Annotated in this window: 19 protein-coding genes; 10 read left to right on the top strand and 9 right to left on the bottom strand. The window is 65.1% G+C overall.

Translation table 11 applies throughout. The features are described from left to right. Window positions 1–123: 123 nt before the first annotated feature. A complete protein-coding gene (locus IVB46_RS39400) occupies window positions 124–759 on the top strand; it encodes a LysE family translocator (protein ID WP_038933366.1) in 636 nt (211 codons plus the stop codon). A 186-nt stretch (window positions 760–945) separates the two neighbouring features. Here the strand turns inward: IVB46_RS39400 and IVB46_RS39395 are convergent, their stop codons facing one another. Next, on the bottom strand, window positions 946–1572 hold the full coding sequence (locus IVB46_RS39395; protein ID WP_039154700.1) for a glutathione S-transferase family protein: 627 nt from the start codon (window positions 1570–1572) through the stop codon (window positions 946–948). Window positions 1573–1743: 171 nt separating this feature from the next. Here IVB46_RS39395 and pyrE point away from each other — a divergent pair, with 171 nt between their 5' ends. Next, the gene (gene pyrE / locus IVB46_RS39390; protein ID WP_014491354.1) at window positions 1744–2307 is read left to right on the top strand and encodes an orotate phosphoribosyltransferase; all 564 of its coding nucleotides are present in this window, start codon (window positions 1744–1746) and stop codon (window positions 2305–2307) included. A 232-nt stretch (window positions 2308–2539) separates the two neighbouring features. After that, window positions 2540–3322 carry a DUF2865 domain-containing protein gene (locus IVB46_RS39385; protein WP_247313181.1) on the top strand — a complete coding sequence of 261 codons (783 nt, stop codon included), beginning with the start codon at window positions 2540–2542 and terminating at the stop codon, window positions 3320–3322. Between the two features lie 111 nt (window positions 3323–3433). On the opposite strand, the gene IVB46_RS39380 is transcribed toward IVB46_RS39385, so the two are convergent. From IVB46_RS39380 to IVB46_RS39360, 5 genes are all read right to left on the bottom strand, one after another. Continuing rightward, complete coding sequence (locus tag IVB46_RS39380) at window positions 3434–3865, bottom strand: hypothetical protein (RefSeq protein ID WP_014491352.1); 432 nt, start codon at window positions 3863–3865, stop codon at window positions 3434–3436. A gap of 320 nt (window positions 3866–4185) precedes the next feature. After that, window positions 4186–4884 (bottom strand): ligase-associated DNA damage response endonuclease PdeM, encoded by a 699-nt coding sequence (gene pdeM, locus IVB46_RS39375; protein WP_247312640.1) that lies wholly within the window; start codon window positions 4882–4884, stop codon window positions 4186–4188. A 116-nt stretch (window positions 4885–5000) separates the two neighbouring features. After that, window positions 5001–7577 carry a ligase-associated DNA damage response DEXH box helicase gene (locus IVB46_RS39370; RefSeq protein ID WP_247312643.1) on the bottom strand — a complete coding sequence of 859 codons (2577 nt, stop codon included), beginning with the start codon at window positions 7575–7577 and terminating at the stop codon, window positions 5001–5003. Between the two features lie 168 nt (window positions 7578–7745). After that, on the bottom strand, window positions 7746–8975 hold the full coding sequence (locus IVB46_RS39365) for an ABC transporter substrate-binding protein (RefSeq protein WP_166348234.1): 1230 nt from the start codon (window positions 8973–8975) through the stop codon (window positions 7746–7748). Between the two features lie 115 nt (window positions 8976–9090). Next, a complete protein-coding gene (locus tag IVB46_RS39360; RefSeq protein ID WP_247312646.1) occupies window positions 9091–10017 on the bottom strand; it encodes a methyltransferase domain-containing protein in 927 nt (308 codons plus the stop codon). A gap of 132 nt (window positions 10018–10149) precedes the next feature. Here IVB46_RS39360 and IVB46_RS39355 point away from each other — a divergent pair, with 132 nt between their 5' ends. From IVB46_RS39355 to IVB46_RS39335, 5 genes are all read left to right on the top strand, one after another. After that, window positions 10150–11187: a ligase-associated DNA damage response exonuclease gene (locus IVB46_RS39355; protein WP_247312649.1), complete on the top strand. Its 1038-nt coding sequence runs from the start codon at window positions 10150–10152 to the stop codon at window positions 11185–11187. Then, on the top strand, window positions 11184–13082 hold the full coding sequence (locus IVB46_RS39350) for an ATP-dependent DNA ligase (RefSeq protein WP_247312652.1): 1899 nt from the start codon (window positions 11184–11186) through the stop codon (window positions 13080–13082). The genes IVB46_RS39355 and IVB46_RS39350 overlap by 4 nt, the downstream gene beginning before the upstream one ends. 73 nt (window positions 13083–13155) lie before the next feature. After that, complete coding sequence (locus IVB46_RS39345) at window positions 13156–13461, top strand: DUF6460 domain-containing protein (RefSeq protein ID WP_063979849.1); 306 nt, start codon at window positions 13156–13158, stop codon at window positions 13459–13461. Window positions 13462–13482: 21 nt separating this feature from the next. Continuing rightward, window positions 13483–14217: an MBL fold metallo-hydrolase gene (locus IVB46_RS39340; protein WP_247312655.1), complete on the top strand. Its 735-nt coding sequence runs from the start codon at window positions 13483–13485 to the stop codon at window positions 14215–14217. A gap of 1 nt (window position 14218) precedes the next feature. Continuing rightward, entirely contained in the window at window positions 14219–15544 is a 1326-nt protein-coding gene (locus tag IVB46_RS39335) for an MATE family efflux transporter (RefSeq protein WP_247345289.1), read from the top strand. 99 nt (window positions 15545–15643) lie between these two features. Here the strand turns inward: IVB46_RS39335 and IVB46_RS39330 are convergent, their stop codons facing one another. Continuing rightward, window positions 15644–16741 carry a quinone-dependent dihydroorotate dehydrogenase gene (locus IVB46_RS39330; RefSeq protein ID WP_247312662.1) on the bottom strand — a complete coding sequence of 366 codons (1098 nt, stop codon included), beginning with the start codon at window positions 16739–16741 and terminating at the stop codon, window positions 15644–15646. After that, window positions 16738–17082 carry a DUF952 domain-containing protein gene (locus IVB46_RS39325; protein ID WP_166068471.1) on the bottom strand — a complete coding sequence of 115 codons (345 nt, stop codon included), beginning with the start codon at window positions 17080–17082 and terminating at the stop codon, window positions 16738–16740. The genes IVB46_RS39330 and IVB46_RS39325 overlap by 4 nt, the downstream gene beginning before the upstream one ends. 294 nt (window positions 17083–17376) lie before the next feature. On the opposite strand from IVB46_RS39325, the gene IVB46_RS39320 reads away from it, so the two are divergent. Beyond that, on the top strand, window positions 17377–18030 hold the full coding sequence (locus IVB46_RS39320; protein WP_071909156.1) for a helix-turn-helix transcriptional regulator: 654 nt from the start codon (window positions 17377–17379) through the stop codon (window positions 18028–18030). A gap of 125 nt (window positions 18031–18155) precedes the next feature. Further along, complete coding sequence (locus IVB46_RS39315; protein ID WP_247313184.1) at window positions 18156–18908, top strand: carbonic anhydrase family protein; 753 nt, start codon at window positions 18156–18158, stop codon at window positions 18906–18908. 58 nt (window positions 18909–18966) lie between these two features. On the opposite strand, the gene IVB46_RS39310 is transcribed toward IVB46_RS39315, so the two are convergent. Then, window positions 18967–20610 carry a lysine--tRNA ligase gene (locus tag IVB46_RS39310; RefSeq protein ID WP_085398354.1) on the bottom strand — a complete coding sequence of 548 codons (1644 nt, stop codon included), beginning with the start codon at window positions 20608–20610 and terminating at the stop codon, window positions 18967–18969. Between the last annotated feature and the right edge of the window lie 48 nt (window positions 20611–20658).

The following is a 20658-nucleotide window of genomic DNA, read 5'->3' as shown; positions in this document are numbered from 1 at the left end:
CCGCTTTCGCGGGGACGACGTTGGGGTGAGATGCGGGACTCGAATTGTCCTCCGTGCAATTGCGCGATGGCTCCGCCGCGCGGCGCACATTAGAACGGTGCCGTCTCCCACACCGGTTCACCCATGCCCCACACCTCCGCCCTGCTCGGCTTCGCTCTCGTCTGCCTTGGTCTCGTGCTCACGCCGGGGCCGAACATGATCTATTTGATCTCGCGCTCGATCACGCAGGGGCCGGCGGCGGGCATCGTCTCGCTCGGCGGAGTGGCACTCGGCTTCGTGTTCTACATGCTGTGCGCGGCGTTCGGCATCACCGCGCTCTTGCTCGCCATTCCCTTTGCCTATGACGCGCTGCGCTTCGCCGGCGCGGGCTATCTGCTGTGGCTGGCCTGGCAGGCGGTGAAGCCGGGCGGACGTTCGCCGTTCCAGGTGAAGCAGCTTGCGATCGACAGCCCGCGCAAATTGTTCGCGATGGGTTTTGTCACCAATCTGCTCAATCCGAAGATCGCGATGCTGTATCTGGCACTGCTGCCGCAGTTCATCGATCCCACCGCCGGCAGCGTGCTGACGCAGTCGGTGGTGTTGGGGGCGATCCAGATCGCGATCAGCGTCAGCGTCAACGCGATGATCGCGCTTGCCGCCGGATCGATCGCACTGTTCCTGGCGAGCCGGCCGAGTTGGATGTTGGTGCAGCGCTGGCTGATGGGCACGGTGCTGGCCGGGCTTGCGGTGCGGATGGCGGTGGAAGCGAAGAAGGTGTGAGGCACACTGTCATGCCCCGGCTTGACCGGGGCATCCAGTACGCCGCGACCTCTCGGCTCAATCACCGCCGCCTCTGGAATACTGGATCGCCCGATCCCGTCTCCGCCAAGGCTTCGCCGGGCCAAGAACTCACTCGGCCGCCGAAGCCTTAGCGAAGGCGGCAAGTCGGGCGATGACACCGCCCAATCAATCCAGTTTCGCGTCCATGCCCCGCTTCACCGCGGGACGGGCCATCAGCGCCTCATACCAGCGCTTGACGTTGGGAAAATCGGCCAGCTCAACCTTGTGGCGAGGGTGGCGCCAGGCCCAGCCCAGGATGGCAAAATCGGCAACCGAGAGGTCGCCGGCGACGAAGTCGTGGGCCTCCAACCGGCGGTCCAGCACGCCGTAGAGCCGGCGCGTCTCCGCCATGTAGCGCTTCAGGCCATAGGCGCGATCCTGCTCGTTCTCGAGCGCGATGAAATGGTGCACCTGGCCGGGCATCGGGCCGAAGCCGCCCATCTGCCACATCAGCCATTCATAGACGGGGATGCGCTCCGAGAGCGATTTCGGCAGGAATTTGCCGGTCTTTTCGCCGAGATAGAGCAGGATCGCACCGGACTCGAAGATGCTGACGGGCTTGCCATCCGGCCCCTCGGGGTCGACGATCGCGGGGATCTTGTTGTTGGGGCTGAGCTTCAGGAAGCCCGGCGCCATCTGCTCGCCCTTGGTGATGTTCACCGGCACCACCTTGTAAGGCAGCCCCATTTCCTCCAATGCGACCGAGATCTTGCGGCCGTTCGGCGTGTTCCAGGTGTGCAGCTCGATGGTCATTCAGGCATTTCCTTCCCCGAGATATCTGGCATCCAACTACTCCAGAAGGTTGCACCCCCACAACTGGCGGACCGGGATGGCCGATCCCTGTTGACTCGACCGGTCCCCTCTGGAATGTCGCGGCCGTCGCGGATAAATTCCGCCACCTCCAAAAAGCCCCGAGGGACCGCCGTGTCGAAATCTGCCTCCCGCGCCCGCCTGTTCGAAATCATCCGCCGGCGCTCCTTCGGCCGCGGTGACGTCACGCTCGCGTCGGGCCGCAAGAGCGATTTCTACTTCAACCTCAAGCCGACCATGCTTGACCCCGAGGGCGCGACGCTGCTCGCCGAGCTGACCTATGAGGCGCTGAAGGACGACCAGCTCGACTTCATCGGCGGGCTCGAGATGGGCGCGGTGCCGCTGGCCGGCGCGCTGGCGCAGATCTCCTGGATCAAGGGCCATCCAATCGCGGCGTTCTTCGTGCGCAAGAAGCCGAAGGAGCACGGCGCGAAGCTCGCGATCGAAGGTCTGCCCAAGGGCGAGACGCTCGAAGGCAAGCGCGTCGTGATCGTCGAGGACGTCACCACCACCGGCGGCTCGGCGATGAAGGCGGTGGAATCGGTGCGCGAGACCGGCGCCGAAGTGGTGCTGGTGCTGACCATGGTCGACCGCGAGGAAGGCGCCACCGATACGTTTGGCGCGGCCGGCCTGCCGTTCCGCTCGCTGTACAAGGCGTCGGAGTTCCTGAAGGCTTAAGGCCGCGAGACAGTCCGTCTATGCCCGGGCGTTGCCCGGAAGCAACCATCCGCCGGAAGCTGTGCCCGGCCTTGAAGAGGTCACGGCCTCGACTTGAAATCGCCTCCGCTCAACTGCTCATTTACCATCCAGCACTATGGTGAATCATGTGCCGAGACCTCGGAAGGTTCCGGCCGGTTCAGTAGCGTCGGAGTGAGCATTGCGTACAGCCTTGTCCCATGCGCGTCGCGCGATGCTTGTGGCCGCCAGCCTGGCGGCCCCGCTGCTTGCGGCTCCAGCCCCGGCTTCGGCCGAAGGCCTGTTCGACTTCTTCTTCGGCGGAATGCAGCGGCCCCGGCCGCAGCGTGAGGTTCCGCAGCAGTCGAACTCCTTTGCCGATCCCTTCGCCAGCCAGCAGAATCCCGCAAACCCGCAATATGTGCCCCCGACACGCGCGGCGGCGGCCGGCGGCTCCGGCCCGGCCTTCTGCGTGCGCACCTGCGACGGCAAATATTTTCCGCTGATGCGCGGCCTCGCCTCGCCCGCCCAGATGTGTCAGGCGTTCTGTCCTGCCACCACGACAAAGGTCTATTTCGGCTCTTCGATCGACGGCGCAGCTTCGCAGACCGGCGAGCGCTACGCCGACAGCGAAAACGCGTTCGCCTATCGCAAGGCGCTGCGTGCCGACTGCACCTGCAACGGCCGTGAGCCGGTCGGCCTCGCCCCGGTCGATCTCGCGCTGGATTCCTCGCTGAAAGCCGGCGACGTGATCGCGACCAGCGACGGCCTCGTCGCCTATACCGGCATCCGCGTCGGCAATGACCAGGCTGCGGACTTCACGCCGGTTGCTTCCTATCCCGGACTCACCGCGCAGGTCCGCGCGCGGCTCGGCGAGATGAAGGTGGCACCGGTGCGCGCAGAGACGGTCGCGGCGGATGCGCCAGCCTCAGTCGAGATCGTGCGCGAGGCGCCGCCTGACGTGACGGTGCCGAAGACCCCTGCACAGAAGCCGGCGAAGCGGGCGGGGCTGGACTAAGCCCCAACTGAATCAAAGTCGTCATTGCGAGCGCAGCGAAGCAATCCAGTCTGTCACCGCGGACAGATTCTGGATTGCTTCGCTACGCTCGCAGTGACGGAGGGTGCTGCGTCATCTCCCGATGATCACCCCGATCACGTTCGGCGCCGCCAGATATTTCTCCTCGATCGCCGCGCGCGCGGCGGCGCGGTTTTCCTGAGTCAGCAGGCCGCGCTTCTCGGCCAGGATCATCCAGCAGAAGCCCCACCAGTCGGTGAGCATGCCCGCCTCGCCGATGAGATCGTAACCCTGCTCGGCTGCGAAGATGCGCGCATGCGCTTCGTCCAGCGTGTCGAGGAACAGATGATCCTCGGTCGAGAACAGATCGTCGCTGACGTCGTCGATGGTGTAGCCCCAGATCGACTGGCACACCGCGTTGAACTCGCGGTCGAACTGGTCGTCATCGACCGCGTAGCGCCGCGCCGCCTGATGCAGCCGCGACAGTGAGCGCGCGAAATCGGCGATCCGGGTGAGGGCAAATTGATCGAAGGCGATGGTGGACATGTAGTCCTCGCAAAGTCTGACGGACGCTAGATATTGTGTCGGCAACGCGCCGAATCACAATGATATATCAAAGACTTGCTAAAGTGTTCTTAATTTGTTCCGGAACAGGGGACAAAGTCCGGCTGGCGGAATCGAAAGGGGTCGCCTCGCAGCGACCCCTTTGCCGGTTGCAATCGTGTTCGGGATGAAATCCAGCCCCGGCAATTTGGCAAGTTAGAGGTACCTATGGACTTAGGCGATTCCGGATAAGTACTGGACGTAGTCCTGTCCTATTTTCCGTTGGCGGGCCCGATGGATCCGGTTGGCACGAGGCCGGGATCTCAATAACAGCGCGAGGCCGCAATAGCGTGGACGCGGCGGTCACCGAGCAGATGGGCGACAAAGCCATTGCTGGGAAAGATCTTTGCGAACGCGGCATCGCGGATGCTGAGACCGCCGGCATAGGCGCCGAAGGCGGGCATCACGGCGCGCATCCCATCACTGGCGAAGCAGCGGCGTTCCATCGAGCGGCCGCGTGCGGAGACGCGCGCTTTGGGGTGCAGATGGCCGGCGATCTCGCCGCGCGCACCTGTTGGCTCATGACGGAAGGTGATTGCGCCGATCGCGACTTCGTCGGCGACGGTCCCACCCAGATCGCGCGGCAGCATCGGATCGTGATTGCCCGAGATCCAGATCCAGTCGCGGCCGGTCTGGAGTGCGGCAACAGCATCGCGATCGTCGGACGACAACCGCTCATGCGCGGTTCGGTCGTGAAAGCTGTCGCCGAGAGCGATGACCGTTCGGGGATTATGGCGGGAGATGACAGCAGCGAGACGGCTCAGCGTTGCCAACGTATCGTAAGGCGGCAGCAGCACACCGCGCGTGGCGAAGCTGGACCCTTTTTCCAGATGCAGATCGGAGACGACGAGCAGGCGCTGTTCTTCCCAGAACAGCGCACCGGAGAGATCGGCGTGGAGCGCGATGCCAGCCACATCCAAAGTGCGTGTCGATGAGATCGATAGCGCCACTTGCTCCGTCATGGCCGGGCTCGTCCCGGCCATCCACGTTCTTGCCGCTGAAGCAAAGACATGGATGCCCGGCTCAAGCCCGGGCATGACGATGTGGATGGAGTTGCGCGCACCACTGGTAAAATTCTCTACGACATCGCCTCTTTGACCAGCTCGTCGGCGGCTTCGGCCAACAGCTCGTCACCAGCTTCGCCATAGACTGACTCGCGGCCGATTTCCAGCATCACGGGGACGGCGAGCGGCGAGACGTGATCCAGTTCCCGATGCGTGATACGGCCCTGGATGCGGGCAAGCATGGCGCCGAGACGGCGCAGGTCGAGCAGGCCGGTAGCGGCATCAGCACGGGCGGCGCGCAGCAACACGTGATCGGCCTGGTGCTTGCGCAGGACGTCGTAGACGAGATCGGTCGAGAACAGCACCTGGCGGCGGCTCTTGTCCTCGCTGGTGAAGCGCCGCTCGATCAGGCCGGAGATCAGCGCGCAATTGCGGAAGGTGCGCTTCATCAGTGCGGATTCCGCGAGCCAGGCTTCGAGATCGTCCCCGAGCATGTCCGGGTTGAACAGCGCGTCGAGATTAAGCTCGCCGTTGCGGATCATGAAGGATGCATCGCCAAGCCCCCAGATCGCCACCGCATATTCATTGGCGACGAAGCCGAGCGGCCGGGCGCGCATCCGCTCCAGCCGCCGCGTCAGCAGCATGCCCAGCGTCTGGTGCGCGAGCCTGCCCTCGAAGGGATAGCAAATGAGATAATGCTTGTTGCCGCGTGGAAAGGTCTCGACCAGCAGCTCGCGCACGCCGGGCACACGTGAGATGTCTTTCTGCAACGACAGCCAGTCGCGCACCTGCTCAGGCAGACCGTTCCATGCACGGCGGTCGTCGAGCAGGCGCCGCACGCGCTCGGCAAGATAGGTCGAGAGCGGAAATTTGCCGCCCATATAGGACGGCACTTTCGGATCCTTGTCGTTGGCGCGGGAGACATAGACCTGATCCTCGGCCAACGCCTCATAGCGCACGACTTCGCCGCCGAACACAAAGGTGTCGCCGGCGGTCAGGCCCTCGATAAAATATTCCTCGATTTCGCCGAGCACGCGGCCGCCGCGCGCGATGACGCCGGTCGAGCCGCTGCCGGTGGAGCGCCCACGAACGAGCCGCACCTTCAGCATCGGCTCCTCGACGATGGTGCCGACATTGAGACGATAGCTCTGCCGCACCTTTGGATTGGCAACGCGCCAGCGGCCCTGCTTGTCCTGCTTGATGCGGGCGAAGCGCTCGTAGGTCTTCAGCGCGTAGCCGCCGGAGGCGACGAAATCGACGACGTCGTCGAAATCCTGCCGGGCGAGATCTGAGTAAGGCGCGGCCGTGAGCACCTCGCCGTAGAGATCATCGCTCAGAAACGGCTCGCCGCAGGCGCGGCCGAGCACGTGCTGGGCCAGCACGTCGAGTGCGCCGGTGCGCAAGGGTGGCGTATCCTGCGCATTCTCGGCGATCGCATCGATCGCGGCCCGGCACTCCAGCACCTCGAACCGGTTCGCCGGCACCAGCACCGCGCGCGAGGCTTCATCAAGGCGGTGATTGGCGCGGCCGATCCGCTGCATCAGACGCGAAGCGCCCTTGGGCGCGCCGATATTGACGACGAGATCGACATCGCCCCAGTCGACGCCGAGGTCGAGCGAGGAGGTGCAGACCACACCGCGCAGTCTGCCCGCCGACATCGCGTCCTCGACCTTGCGGCGCTGGGCGACGTCGAGCGAGCCGTGATGCAGCGCGATCGCGAGGTTGTCGTCGTTCATGCTCCAGAGATTCTGGAACAGCATCTCGGCCTGGCTGCGGGTGTTGACGAAGACGAGCGTGGTCTTGTTCGCCTTGATCAGCTCGTAGATTTCGGGAAGCGCGTGGCGCGCGCTGTGGCCGGCCCAGGGCAGGCGCTCGCGGGTATCCAGCATCTCGACCAGCGGCGGCGCGGCACCGCCGGCGACGACAATGTCGGCGGCCGCCTCCTTCCCACCGGGCTGCGGCACCAGGAAGCGCGCAAGCTGGTCCGGCTCGGCCACGGTCGCCGACAGGCCGATCGCGCGCAGCTGCGGCGCCAGCCGCCAGAGCCGCGCCAGACCCAGCGAAAGCAGATCGCCGCGCTTGGACGTCACCAGCGCGTGGAGCTCGTCGAGCACGATGCGCTTCAAGGAGGAGAACAGGAACGGCGCGTCGTCGGAGGAGAGCAGCAGCGCGACCTGCTCAGGCGTCGTCAGCAGGATATCGGGCGGATAGCGCCGCTGGCGCTGCCGCCGCGACACCGGCGTGTCGCCGGTGCGGGTCTCGACCTTGATCGGCAGCCCCATCTCCGCAATCGGCCGCTCAAGATTGCGGGCGATATCGACGGCGAGCGCTTTCAGCGGCGAGATGTAGAGCGTGTGCAGACCATCGCTGCGGCGAACATCGCGGCCGGTGGAGACGAGGCTTTGCTTCGCCCCTGCGTCCCGTCCGACCGGCTGCGCCGAGAGCTCCACCAGCGTCGGCAGAAATCCCGCCAGCGTCTTGCCCGCGCCGGTGGGCGCAATCAGCAGTGCGGAACGATCCTCGCGCGCCTTGTCCAGCAGCGCGAGCTGATGCTCACGCGGCGACCAGCCGCGGGCCGCGAACCACGCCTGGAAGCGGTCGGGCAGCAGCGTGGCCGGCTCGGCCGGGATTTTGAGGATGCGGGGCGGCACGGCATCACAGGTAAGCCGTGGGGGTGGGTTCGTCGAGGGGTGGAGATGTGAATAGGTCTCGTAGGGTGGGCAAAGCGTAGCGTGCCCACCATTCGCACCGAGGTGCTCGGAGAGATGGTGGGCACGGCGCGAGTGCGCCTTTGCCCACCCTACGGCACTCTGCCGCACCTACTCCGACATCGGCTTGTCGGAGATGTCCCAGTCCTTGCCGCTGAAGGTGGAGATGAAGAGCGTCTTCATCGGCGTGTAGTCCTCGGGCGTGTAGCTGTAGGTGACGCCGTCGAGGAAATAGGGCGAGTGGAAGCCTGCGAGCGTGGACGCCTGCTTCAGCACGTTGGCGCGGGTGAGGTCGTCGCCGCAGCGGCGCAGGATCTCGCCCATGGTGACGGCCTGGCCGTAACCGGCAAAGGCGATGGTGTTGTCCTGATCGATCGCCGGCGTGTACTTCTTGCGCAGCTCCTCGAACGCCATCACGTCGGGGTCCTTCTCCCATTTGGGCAGGCCGACCTCCTTGTTGTAGCGGATGGCGACGATGCCGGTGGCGTTCTCGAGGCCTGCTGCGTTGAGGATCGAACGACCGGTCGAACCGGCTGACAACAATTGCAGCGGCTTCCAGCCGAGCTCGGCCACTTTGCGGATCGACTGCGACGACGCCTTGCCGGTGGAAATGTTGTAGAAGACGTCGGCGCCCGATTTCGAGAGATTGATGAGCTGGGAATCGACGGTCGGATCGGTCAGATCGTAGGTCTGCTCCATGATCACCTGCGCGGTGCCCCCGGCATCCGCCAGCACCTTCTTGAACGGACCGAGGAAGTCACGGCCGAAATCGTCGTTCTGGTAGAGAATGCCGACCTTGGCATTCGGCTTCACGCTGAGGACGTGCCGCGCCAGGATGCGCGCTTCGGTCGGATAGAGCGGCAGGCCCGCCATCGTCCATTTGAACTCTTTTGGATTGTTCCACTTGGACGCGCCGGTGTTGAGCAGCAGTTGCGGCACGCCCTTGGAATTGAGATATTTGTGCACGGAGGTCTGCGGCGCGGTGCCGAGCGAGCCGTAGAGCGCGAGCACCTCTTCCTGCTCGACCAGACGCCGCGTCGCCTCGACGCATTTCGGCGCGCTGTAGGCGTCGTCCATGGTGAGGAACTTGACCTTGCGTCCGTTGATGCCGCCCTTCTCGTTCAGCATCTGGAAATAGGCCTCGCCAATGCGCCCCAATACCCCATAGAGCGAGCCGGGACCGGAATGCGGCACGGTCTGTCCGATCTTGATCTCGGTGTCGCTGGCGCCCGCATCGTATTTCTTCTCCGCGGCCCAGACATACGGCGCAGGCAAGGTGGATGCAGCGACGGTGGCGAGCGCGCCGGCGCTGAAATCGCGCCGCGTTGGATTTTTGGTCATTTTTGTTTCTCCCTAGCGCCCGCATTGTGCTGGCATCGCAGCGCGGGTCGCAAGTGGGAAGTCGCCGCTTTGCGACGCAATGACGCTTAAATCGCGGGGTTTTTAGCGCCTAAACTCAAGTTTTCTCGGCGACGACGACGAGGCCGCGCACCGGCTCGTTGTTCTCGATGCGTGGCGATGCCGGCTCCAATGTCAGCAGCTTGAGCCCGGCCTTCGCCATCGCGCCGCGCACATATTCCGCCGAATGGGCATAGCGCAGGCCTTCGCCGAGCACGATGCCGCTGCCGTCATGCGTCTCCAGCGTGAAAGCGAGCACGCCGCCGGATACGAGCACGCGCTTGGCTTCGACGAGAACCGGCGCGAGATCGGAGAGATAGACGAAGGCGTCCGCGGCGACGACGAGGTTCGCGCTCGCATCGCCCTTGGTGCGCAGGCCTTCGATCATGTCGGCGACTTCGAGTTCGGCATAGAGCTCGGTGGCGCGCGCCTCCTTGATCATGCCGGGCGACAGATCGATGCCGATGAAATGATCGACCTGCTTGGCGAAGGCGGCGGCCGCAAGCCCGGTGCCGCAGCCGAGATCGATGGTGCGCTTGAACAAGGCCGGCTTCTTCGCGGCGACGCGCGCGGCCACCACCGCCTTGAAGATCAGCGACGGTGCGCGATAGTCGAGATCGTTGATCAGCGTGTGCTCGAAGCGCGGCGCGTACTGGTCGAACAGCGCCTGCACGTAGGCCTTGGGCATCTCCGCCATCTGCGCGTCGCCGAGCCGCATCAGATGCAGGCCGGAGCCGTGCTGGTCCTCAGGGTCGCAGTCGCGTGCTTTCCGGAACGCCGCAATCGCCTTGTCGCGCTCGCCGAGCTGCTGGCGGATCTCGCCGAGCGTGAACCAGGCCGAAGTGAAGTCAGGCGCGAGCTCGATCGCCTGCTCGATGAGGTCGGCGGCAGCGGGCAGATCGCCCTTGAGCTGGAGGTCGCGCGCGAACTCGAAACGGCGGTCGGCCATGAGATCGCCGGAGGAGTGGAACAGGCGCAGGGGCATAGGAACTCGGCTCGTCATTGCCGGGCTCGACCCGGCAATCCATCAAAAAGGGAACTGTTTAAGAGGATGGATGCGCGGGTCAAGCCCGCGCATGACGGGTGAATATCGGGCGCCGGTGCTTATATGAGAACCATGCGTCCGCAAGACATCCTGCTGCCAACTGCTGACGGCCTGTGCTGCAAGCCGGGCAACTTCCACATCGACCCTGTCCGCCCGGTCGAGCGGGCCGTGATCACCCACGGCCATTCCGACCATGCCCGCGCCGGCCATGGCGCGGTGCTGGCGACGCAGGAAACGCTGGACATGATGCGGCTGCGCTATGGCGAGAACTTTGCCGGCTCGACGCAAGCGATCCGCTATGGCGAGGAGATCCGGCTCGGCGACGTCCGCGTGAGGTTTCACCCGGCCGGCCATGTGCTGGGCTCGGCGCAGATCGCCGTCACCTGCAAGGACACCTGCATCGTCGCCTCCGGCGACTACAAGGATGCGCCCGACCCGACCTGCACGCCGTTCGAGCTCGTGCCCTGTGACGTCTTCATCACCGAAGCCACCTTTGGCCTGCCGGTGTTTCGCCATGGCGATGCCGCCGGCGAGGTGAGGAAGCTGCTGGCCTCCGTTGCGTTGTTTCCCGAGCGGGCGCATCTGGTCGGCGCCTATTCGCTCGGCAAGGCGCAGCGCGTGATCGCGCTGTTGCGGCAGGCCGGCTATGCGGCACCGATCTACCTGCATGGCGCGATGGAGAAGATCACCGAGTACTATCAGAGCCGCGGGATCGATCTCGGCGAGCTCAAGCCGGTGATGGGCGTAAAGAAGGCGGCGCTCGCCGGCACCATCACGCTGGCACCGCCGTCGGCCACCTCGGACCTCTGGACGCGGCGCTTTCCCGACCCCGTCACCGCCTTTGCCTCGGGGTGGATGCGGGTGCGTGCCCGCGCGCGGCAGCGCGGCATCGAGCTGCCGCTGGTGATCTCCGACCACGCCGATTGGGACGGCCTTACCGCGACCATCGCGGCGACCGGCGCCGGCGAGATCTGGGTGACGCACGGCCAGGAAGACGCACTGGTGCATTGGTGCAAGTCGCAAGGTCTTCGCGCGCAGCCGCTCGATCTCGTCGGCTATGGCGACGAGGAGGAGAGCGAGACGCCGCTTCAAGATGAGGCCGAAGCATGAACCGCTTCGCCGAACTGCTGGATCGCCTCGCCTACGAGCCCGGCCGCAACAACAAGCTGCGGCTGATCACCGGTTATTTCCGCGAGGTCGGCGATCCCGACCGCGGCTACGCGCTGGCCGCGCTGACCGGCGCGCTGAGCTTCAAGCATGCCAAGCCCGCGCTGATCCGCGATCTGATCGCGGCGCGTACGGATGAGGTGCTGTTCGGGCTGTCCTACGATTACGTTGGCGATCTCTCGGAGACCGTGGCGCTGATGTGGCCGCGGCGGGTGCCCGGCAACGGAAAGTCTTTTCCGGGCCACCCCTCTCCCCCGCCCTCCCCCGCAAGGGGGGAGGGAGCGCAGCGGAGCGCGCGGCGGCCGGTGAGCATCACGATTGACAGTGATTCAGCGAGTGATGGACGCACGCCTTTCTCCGTTCCCTCCCCCCTTGCGGGGGAGGGGCAGGGAAAGGGGTACCGCGGGCGGGATGCTCGTGAGTCCACACATCCAAGCAACCACAACAACCCGCCGCCCCCAACCCTCACGGACGTCGTCACCACTCTGCGCACGCTCGGCAAGACCGAGCTGCCAAAGCAGCTCGAACGCTGGCTCGACGAGCTCGACGAGACCGGGCGCTGGGCGCTCTTGAAGCTCGTCACCGGTGCGCTGCGTATCGGCATTTCCGCGCGCCTCGCCAAGACTGCAGCCGCAGCGCTCGGCGACAAGGACCCGCATGAGGTCGAGCTGATCTGGCCGGGGCTCAGCCCTCCCTATCTCGACCTGTTCGCCTGGCTCGAAGGCCGCGGCGAAAAGCCGGTCAATCGCGATCCCGCGCCGTTCCGGCCGGTGATGCTCGCGCACGCGATCGAGGACACGGATTTCGCCGCGCTCGATCCCGCCGACTACATCGCCGAATGGAAATGGGACGGCATCCGCGTGCAGGCGGTGGCTGGCCGCGATGAGCGCGGGCAGATCACGGCGCGGCTCTATTCGCGCACCGGCGAGGACATCACGGGGAGCTTTCCGGATCTCGTGCCGTCGCTGCGGCTCGCAGGCGCAATCGACGGCGAGCTTCTGATCCTGCGCGAAGGCCGCGTGCAGAGCTTCAACGTTCTGCAACAGCGCCTCAACCGCAAGGTCGTTTCGCCGAAGCTGATCAAGGAATTTCCGATCCATTTGCGCGCCTATGATCTGCTCGGCGACGACGCGAACGATCTGCGCGAGCTACCTTTCGCGGAGCGGCGCGAACGGCTGGAGACATTCATCGGCAAGCTCGACGATCCCCGCATTGACCTGTCGCCCACCGTGCCTTTCGCAAGCTGGCAGGCGCTGACCGCGGCGCGCGCCGATCCCGCGAGTGCCGGTGCGGATGCTGATGCCGTCGAAGGCGTCATGCTGAAGCGGCGCGATGCGCCTTACCTGCCGGGGCGGCCAAAAGGCCAGTGGTGGAAGTGGAAGCGCGATCCGCACATCATCGATGCCGTGCTGATGTATGCCCAGCGCGGCCACGGCAAGCGCTCGTCCTATTACTCCGACTACACCTTCGGCGTCTGGACCGAAGGCGAAGCCGGCGACGAACTGGTGCCGGTCGGAAAGGCCTATTTCGGCTTCACCGACGAGGAGCTCTTGCAGATCGACCGTTTCGTCCGCCGCAACACCACCGAGAAATTCGGCCCCGTGCGCCACGTCGTGCACGAGCGCGACAAGGGGTTGGTGCTGGAGGTGGCGTTCGAGGGGCTGCAGCGTTCCCCGCGGCACAAATCCGGCGTCGCCATGCGCTTTCCCCGCATCAGCCGGCTGCGCTGGGACAAGCCGCCGCGCGAGGCTGACCGGCTGGAAACGCTGGAAAAGATGCTGAAGGCTGACGAATCCCTACCAACAATTAAGGTTGCAGCGTCCGCCGACAGCCATTGACGAGGGAATGCGGGTTCCCCATGTGCCCCGCCGTGACCTATAATGGGGTCGAATCCCCGCGAGGAGTTTTGAGATGGTCCAAGACGTCAGAGATTTGCCGGCCGGCCGCAGCGATGGGCTGAACCGCTTTCTCGGCGGCTCGCCGCTGGCGGTCGCGTTTCGCCTGGTCCTGCTCTCGATCCTGGTCGGCGTCGTGCTCGCCGCGATCGGCTTCGATCCCTGGAATATCATCTACAGCATCCGCTTGCTGTTCCAGCGCCTCTGGGATCTCGGCTTCGACGCGGTGAACTGGCTGTGGCGCTACTTCCTGCTCGGCGCCGTCATCGTGGTTCCGATCTGGCTGCTCTCGCGCGTATTCGGCGCGCCGCGCAACAGGTAAGGATTTGGGAGCCCGCAGCCGATGCAATTGCGCTTTGTCGGCTGCGGCGACGCCTTCGGCTCGGGCGGCAGGCTCAACACCTGCTTCCACGTCTCGGGGCGCGCGGCCAACTTCCTGATCGATTGCGGCGCGTCGGCTCTGCCGGCGCTGAAGCGACTCGAGATCGACCGTGATGAGATCGACCTGATCCTGATCACGCATTTCCACGGCGACCATTTTGCCGGGCTGCCGTTTGTCCTGCTCGATGCGCAATTCTCGCGGCGGACCCGGCCGCTGACGATCGCGGGCCCGCAAGGCCTCGAGACGCGGCTCGGCCAAGTGATGGAGGCGCTGTTCGAGCACTCCTCGAAGACCAAGCAGCGCTTCGAGCTGAACCTCATCGAACTTGCGCCCGGGCGAAGCCAAACCTTCGGCGGGGTGAATGTGACGCCCTACCCGGTGGTGCACGGCGAATCCGGCGGGCCGTTCTTGGCCTACCGCGTCGAGGTTGAAGGCCGCACGCTCGCCTACAGCGCCGACACCGAATGGACGGAGACGCTCATTCCGCTGGCGCATGGCGCGGACCTTTTCATTGCTGAAGCCTATATGTACGAGAAGGTGGTCAAGAACCATCTCAGCCTGAAGACCTTGGAACAGCATCTGCCAGCAATCGGCGCGAAACGCCTGGTCCTCACCCATATGAGCGACGACATGCTGTCACGCCTGGACGACGTACCGCATCTCGCCGCCGAAGACGGCATGGTGCTCGTGTTCTGACATGCACGCGCCCGTTCATCCCAGGATCGGTTCCCGCCAGGTCTTCACCATCGCCGGTCCCGCGATGGTCGCGAACCTCACCACGCCGCTGATCGGCGTAGTCTCGACCACCGCGATCGGGCGGCTCGACGATGCCGCGCTGCTTGGCGGTGTCGCGATGGCCTCCGTCATCTTCGACTGCCTGTTCTGGCTATTCGGCTTCCTGCGCATGTGCACGCTCGCCTTCACGGCGCAGGCGCTGGGCGCGGGCGAGACACGCGAGGAGACCGTGATCCTGGTGCGCGGCTTCATCGTCGCGGGCCTGATCGGCGCCGCGCTGATCGCGCTGCAATTGCCGCTGGCCGCCGGGCTGTTCGACCTGATGGGCGGCAGCGAAGGCGTCACGCGCGCGGCAAAGACCTATTTCATGATCCGGATCTGGTCGTCGCCGTTCGCCTTCGCCAACTACGTCATTCTCGGCTGGCTGGTGGGACAGGCGCGCGCCAATCCGGCGCTGCTGCTGCAGGTCGTCATCAACCTCATCAACATGGCGGCGACGATTTTGCTGGTGCTGGTCTACGACACCGGCATCGCGGGCGCGGCGATCGCCGCACTGCTCTCGGAGACGATTGGCTTCGTGCTCGGCGTGATCGTCTGCCGGCGCTATGCGGATGGCGGCTTTGCGGTGCCCCTTGCCACGCTGCTCGACCGGGCAAAACTGATGCGGCTGCTGGCGGTGAACTCCGACATCATGATCCGCACCGCGGCGCTGATCGCCGTGTTCCTGTTCTTCACCGCCAAGGGCGCACGCGCCGGTGACGTTACGCTGGCAGCGAATTCCGTGCTGAACAATTTCCTGCTGGTCAGCGCGTTCTTCCTCGACGGTCTTGCGAACGCAGCCCAGCAGCTCTGCGGCCGCACTTTTGGCGCGCGCGATGCCAGCGGCTTTGCGGACTCGACCCGGCTGGTGCTGCTGTGGGGCCTCGGCTTCGCACTGGTCGTCGCGGTGCTGTTCGCGCTGTTCGGGCCGAACCTGATCAATGTCATGACAGCGAGCGAGGACGTCCGCCGCGCCGCGCGCGAATTCCTGCCGTTCATCGTGCTTGCGCCGATCCCCGGCGTGTTCGCCTTCGGCTTCGACGGCATCTATGTCGGCGCGACCTGGGCGCGCGAGATGCGCAATCTGATGCTGTTATCGTTCACGATCTTTATCGGCGCCTGGTGGGCACTGCAATCGTTCGGCAATGCCGGGCTGTGGAGCGCGCTGATCGCCTTCTACGTCGCCCGCGGCGGCTTGCAGGGCGCGCGCTATCCGGCGCTGTATCGGGTGACGTTTCCGAAATCGTAGATTCGTAGCCCGGATGGAGCGCAGCGAAATCCGGGGTCTTCGTGCTCGCGGACAGATTCCCGGATTGCGCTGCGCTCCATCCGGGCTACTGGACGGTGGCTACATCCCCGGCCAGTCTTCCGCCGTCAGCGTCGCCGCGTCGGCGCCGACGATTTCGGACAGCGAATCGCGCCCCGTGCGGAGCAGCGTCGAGGTGAGATCACGCTTGATCTCGTCGACCAGGCCGAGGCCCTTGTAGACCAGCGACGAATAGAGCTGGATCAGGCTCGCGCCGGCGCGGATCTTCGTCAGCGCGGCTCCGCCCGAATCCACGCCGCCGACGCCGATCAAGGGGAAGGCGCCCTCGACGCGCACATAGGTCTCCGCGACCATGCGCGTCGACAGGCGGAACAGCGGCCGGCCGGACAGACCACCCTGCTCCTTGGCGCGCATTTCCTCGCGCAGCGTGCTCGGCCGCGCGATCGTCGTGTTCGCCACGATCATGCCGTCGACCCGGCGCGAGCGCGCCACCTGCACGACGTCGTCGAGCTGGGCGAGGCTCAAATCAGGCGCGATCTTGAGCAGCACGGGCGTGTCGCCGGCCTTCTGGCGCACCCGCTCGCGCGCGTCGATCACCCTGGCGAGGAGATCGTCCAGCAGCGCACCTTCCTGCAAATTGCGCAGGCCCGGCGTGTTCGGCGAGGAGACGTTGACGGTGAAATAGCTCGCGACCGGCGCAAAGGTCTCGATCAGCTTGACGTAATCGCCAACGCGATCCGGCGTATCCTTGTTGGCACCGACATTGACCCCGACGATGCCGCCGTGCTGCGCGCGCGCCGCGAGCCTGCGCAGCGCGACTTCAGCGCCGTCATTGTTGAAGCCCATGCGGTTGATCACGGCCTCGTCGCGCTCCAGACGAAACAGCCGCGGTCGCGGATTGCCGCTCTGAGGTTTCGGCGTCACCGAGCCGATCTCGACGAAGCCGAAGCCGAGCCGCAGCAACGCATCCGGCACCTCGGCGCTCTTGTCGAAGCCCGCGGCCATGCCGATCGGATTGGGGAAGTTGAGCCCGAAGGCACGCACCGCAAGCTTGGGATCGTCAGGCCGCGGCTTGACCGGCGGCAGGAAGCGCAGGCCCTGGATCGCGAGGCGATGCGCATCCTCCGGATCGAGCCAGCGCAGCACCGGCAGCGAAAAGGCGTCGAAGGCGCGGATCACGGGATAAGCTCCGGAACGTCGTGGCCGCCATCGGAACGCATGTTGAGGTTCATCACCGACAGCACCGCGCCGAAATCGAGCTCGCCATAGAGGTGCGGAAACAGCTCCTCATTGCGCGAGCGCTCCCAGCGCAATGCGCTGCCGAGCGCGTCGCCGTCGACCTCGACCAGGAACAGCGCGCGCTGCCCGAAATAGTGCTTGCGCAAGGTCTCGGGAACCTGGGGCGCGGTCGAGAAATGGATGAACCCGTCGCGCGAATCGTCCGCGCTGCCCCGGTAGACACCCTGCCGTTCCGCCTCGCGCCAGGCCGAGGCCGGACAGATTTTGTAGATCTTGACCACCGCTCACGCAGCCCTGTTTGCTCTTTGAGTCTTTTGGGTTTTTTCGTCTCGTGCGGGTCCTCAAAACCCGGGCGCGACCGTAATGGCCGCCCCCTCCGAACTCAAGGCTTAGAGCCATTTCCGTTCCGATGAAATCGGAACGGGGCTCCAAATTCTTGTTTTTGACGCGTTTTCTTGACGCGCACCGGTATCGGCTTCGCTTGAAAATGCTTCTCCCGCCACCCCTTGCGCGAAAAACGGAAAACCGGTTGATTTGAGGACAGTTTTCCTGAGTTGCGACGGGCTGGACCTTCCATGGTCAGACAGGCCAAAGCGCAGAGGATACTGACTCACGACCAGATCTGGGGAGCGCTGGATCGGCTGGCGGAGCGTGCCGGCCTGTCGCCGTCCGGCCTCGCCAAGCGGGCGGGGCTCGATCCCACCACCTTCAACAAGTCCAAGCGCGTCACCCCCGACGGGCGCGAGCGCTGGCCATCCACCGAATCGATCGCGAAAGCGCTGGCGGCGGCCGGCTCCTCGATGGACACCTTTGCCGGGTTGACCGGTGACGACGCCAGCGACGGCCGATCGGTGCCGCTGCTCGGCCTCGCACTAGCCGGCGCGAGCGGAGCTTTCGACGAGTCCGGCTTTCCATCCGGCAAGGGCTGGACCGAACTTGCACTTCCCACCGCCGAGGACAGTCGCGCCTTTGCGCTGGAGATTTCCGGCGATGCGCTTGCCCCGGCCTATCGCGACGGCGACGTCATCCTGATCTCTCCCCGCGCGCCGATCCGCAGAGGCGATCGCGTGGTGGTGAAGACCAAGGCAGGCGAGGTGACGGTCGCGACGCTGAAGCGCCGCACGGCAAAGGCACTGGAATTGCAGCCGCTCGATGCATCGCAGGCCGAGCATACGATGGCGCCGAGCGACGTCGGCTGGATCGCGCGAATCGTGTGGGCGAGCCAGTGATTGCGTCGTAACCGCACCATGACGCCGGCCGCGCCGCTTCTCGCCCCGGCGACCTTGCGACTCACCATCCCTCTCGCATAGGTTGCGGCCGATTTTGCCGATCAAATTCATCGCAGGGGGATATGATGAATCGCCGTCACGCATTGAAGGCCCTGGCGGGTCTCGCACTCTGTCCGCTGTGCAAGCCGGCCTTTGCCGCCGAAGGCACGCATTGGAGCTACGAGGGCGCCGGCGGCCCGGCCAAATGGGGCGATCTCGACGCGGCCAACAAGGCCTGCGCGGTCGGCTTGCAGCAATCGCCGATCGACATCGAGGGGACGATCAAGTTGCAATTGCCTGTTCTGAAGCTGAACTGGGGCAAGAGCGCCGACACCATCGTCAACAACGGGCACACGATCCAGCTCAACTTCGCCGAAGGCAGCACGCTCACGCTCGGCGACGTCAAATACAAGCTGCTCCAGGTGCATTTCCACCGGCCGAGCGAACACATGATCGGCGGCAAGAACTTTCCGATGGAAGCGCACTTCGTGCATCGCAACGATGCCGGCGGGCTCGCCGTGGTCGGCGTGCTGATGGCGGAAGGCAAGCCGAACACGGCCTTCGGCAAGATCGTCAAGACCATGCCCGCGGCGGAAGGCCCCGCGGTGAAGGCCGACGCGGCCATCGATCCCCACGCCATGCTGCCGCACAGGCTGAGCTACTTCCGCTACTCCGGCTCGCTGACGACCCCGCCCTGTTCGGAGGTGGTCGAATGGCTGCTGCTGACCGACCCGATCCAGGTGTCAGCCACCGACGTCGCCGCGTTCGCAAAGCTCTATCCGATGAACGCGCGCCCGGTGCAGAAGGACAACCGGCGCTTCGTGCTGCGCTCGATCTGAGGCGCGCTTCAAATCTGTAGCCCGGATGAGCGTAGCGACATCCGGGCTACGGCATCTACTACGCACTCCTCGCCAGCGCGCCGTCGATCATGTTGACCGCGTTCTGCACGCCGTAGACCGCGACGAAGGAGCCGAAGCGCGGGCCCTTCTCCTGGCCGAGCAGCACCTGGTAGAGCATGTTGAACCAGTCGAGCGTCACGCCCGGACGGCCGTCCTTGCCCTTCTTGACCTGGTCGAGGAACGGCTCGCGGCGGCCGATCTCGTAGACGACGTTCTGGATGTCCTCGGCCGAGGATTCCTGCGGAAGCTGCGACAGCGCATCGCGCAGATCCTGCAACGCGGCGCGCTCAACCTCGGTCGGCTCGCGGAACTGCTTCGTCGGCGCCACGAAGTCACGATAGTAGTTGATGGCATAGCCGACCATCGCATCGAGCTTCGGATGCGTCTGCGGGCTCACGCCGGGACGATAGCGACCGATGAAGCCCCACAGCGTCTCGGCATTCTCCGCATTCGACGACGACACCAGCGTCAAGAGGAGCTGGAACGTGACGGGCATGTCGCCCTTCGGCGGATGGCCGTTGTGGACGTGCCAGACCGGATTGCCGAGCTGCTGCTTGCCATCCTGCTTCGCAAAGCCGTCGATGAACTGCTGGTAGTCGTCGACGTTGCGCGGGATGACATCGAAATACAGCCGCTTGGCCGCCTTCGGCTCGCGATACATGAACAGCGACAGCGATTCCGGCGACGCATAGCGCAGCCATTCGTCGATGGTCAGGCCGTTGCCCTTCGACTTCGAGATCTTCTGGCCCTTCTCGTCGAGGAAGAGCTCGTAGTTGAAACCTTCGGGCGGCGTGGCGCCGAGCGCCTTGGCGATCGCACCGGACAACTTCACGGAGTCGATCAGGTCCTTGCCGGCCATCTCGTAGTCGACGCCGAGCGCGACCCAGCGCATCGCCCAGTCGGCCTTCCACTGGCACTTGACGTTGCCGCCCGTCACCGGCGTCTCGACTTCCTGGTTCGTGTCCGGATCGACATAGGTCACGGTACCGGCCGCGACGTCGCGCCGGATCATCGGCACCTGGAGCACGACACCGGTGGTCTTACTGATCGGCAGGAACGGCGAATAGGTGGCGCGGCGATCGGGGCCGAGCGTCGGCAGGATGATCGCCATCACCTTGTCGTAGGCAGCTAACATCTTCAGCAACGTCGCGTCGAAGCGGCCGGACGTATAATAGTCGGTCGAGCTCGCGAACTCGTAGTCGAAGCCGAAATGATCGAGGAAGGCGCGCAGGCGCGCGTTGTTGTGGTGCCCGAACGACGGGTACTCGTTGGAGAACGGATCCGGCACCCGCGTCAGCGGCTTGCCGAGATGCGCGGCCAGCATCTCCTTGTTGGGGACGTTGTCGGGCACTTTCCGAAACCCGTCCATGTCGTCGGAGAACGCCAGCAGGCGCGTCTTGATCTTGTCCTCGGTGAGCACGCGAAAGGCATGGCGCACCATCGAGGTGCGCGCGACCTCACCGAACGTGCCGATATGCGGCAGGCCGGACGGGCCGTAACCGGTCTCGAACAGCACCTCGTCCTTCGGGCTTTTCTTCAGCCGCGCGACAATGGCCTTCGCCTGCTCGAACGGCCAGGCGTTGGATTGTTCGGCGAGCGCACGCAGATCGCTCGGGTTCGCGGCAAGATCGATGACAGACATTCAGGGGCCTCCGGGCCGCGGAAAATAGCGATTTCCGGGCAGAATGCA

The organism is Bradyrhizobium sp. 61, assembly GCF_023073075.1.
Classification (GTDB): domain Bacteria; phylum Pseudomonadota; class Alphaproteobacteria; order Rhizobiales; family Xanthobacteraceae; genus Bradyrhizobium; species Bradyrhizobium barranii.
Note: the sequence above shows the minus strand (reverse complement) of the source record. Positions and strands in the feature narration are given on the sequence as shown.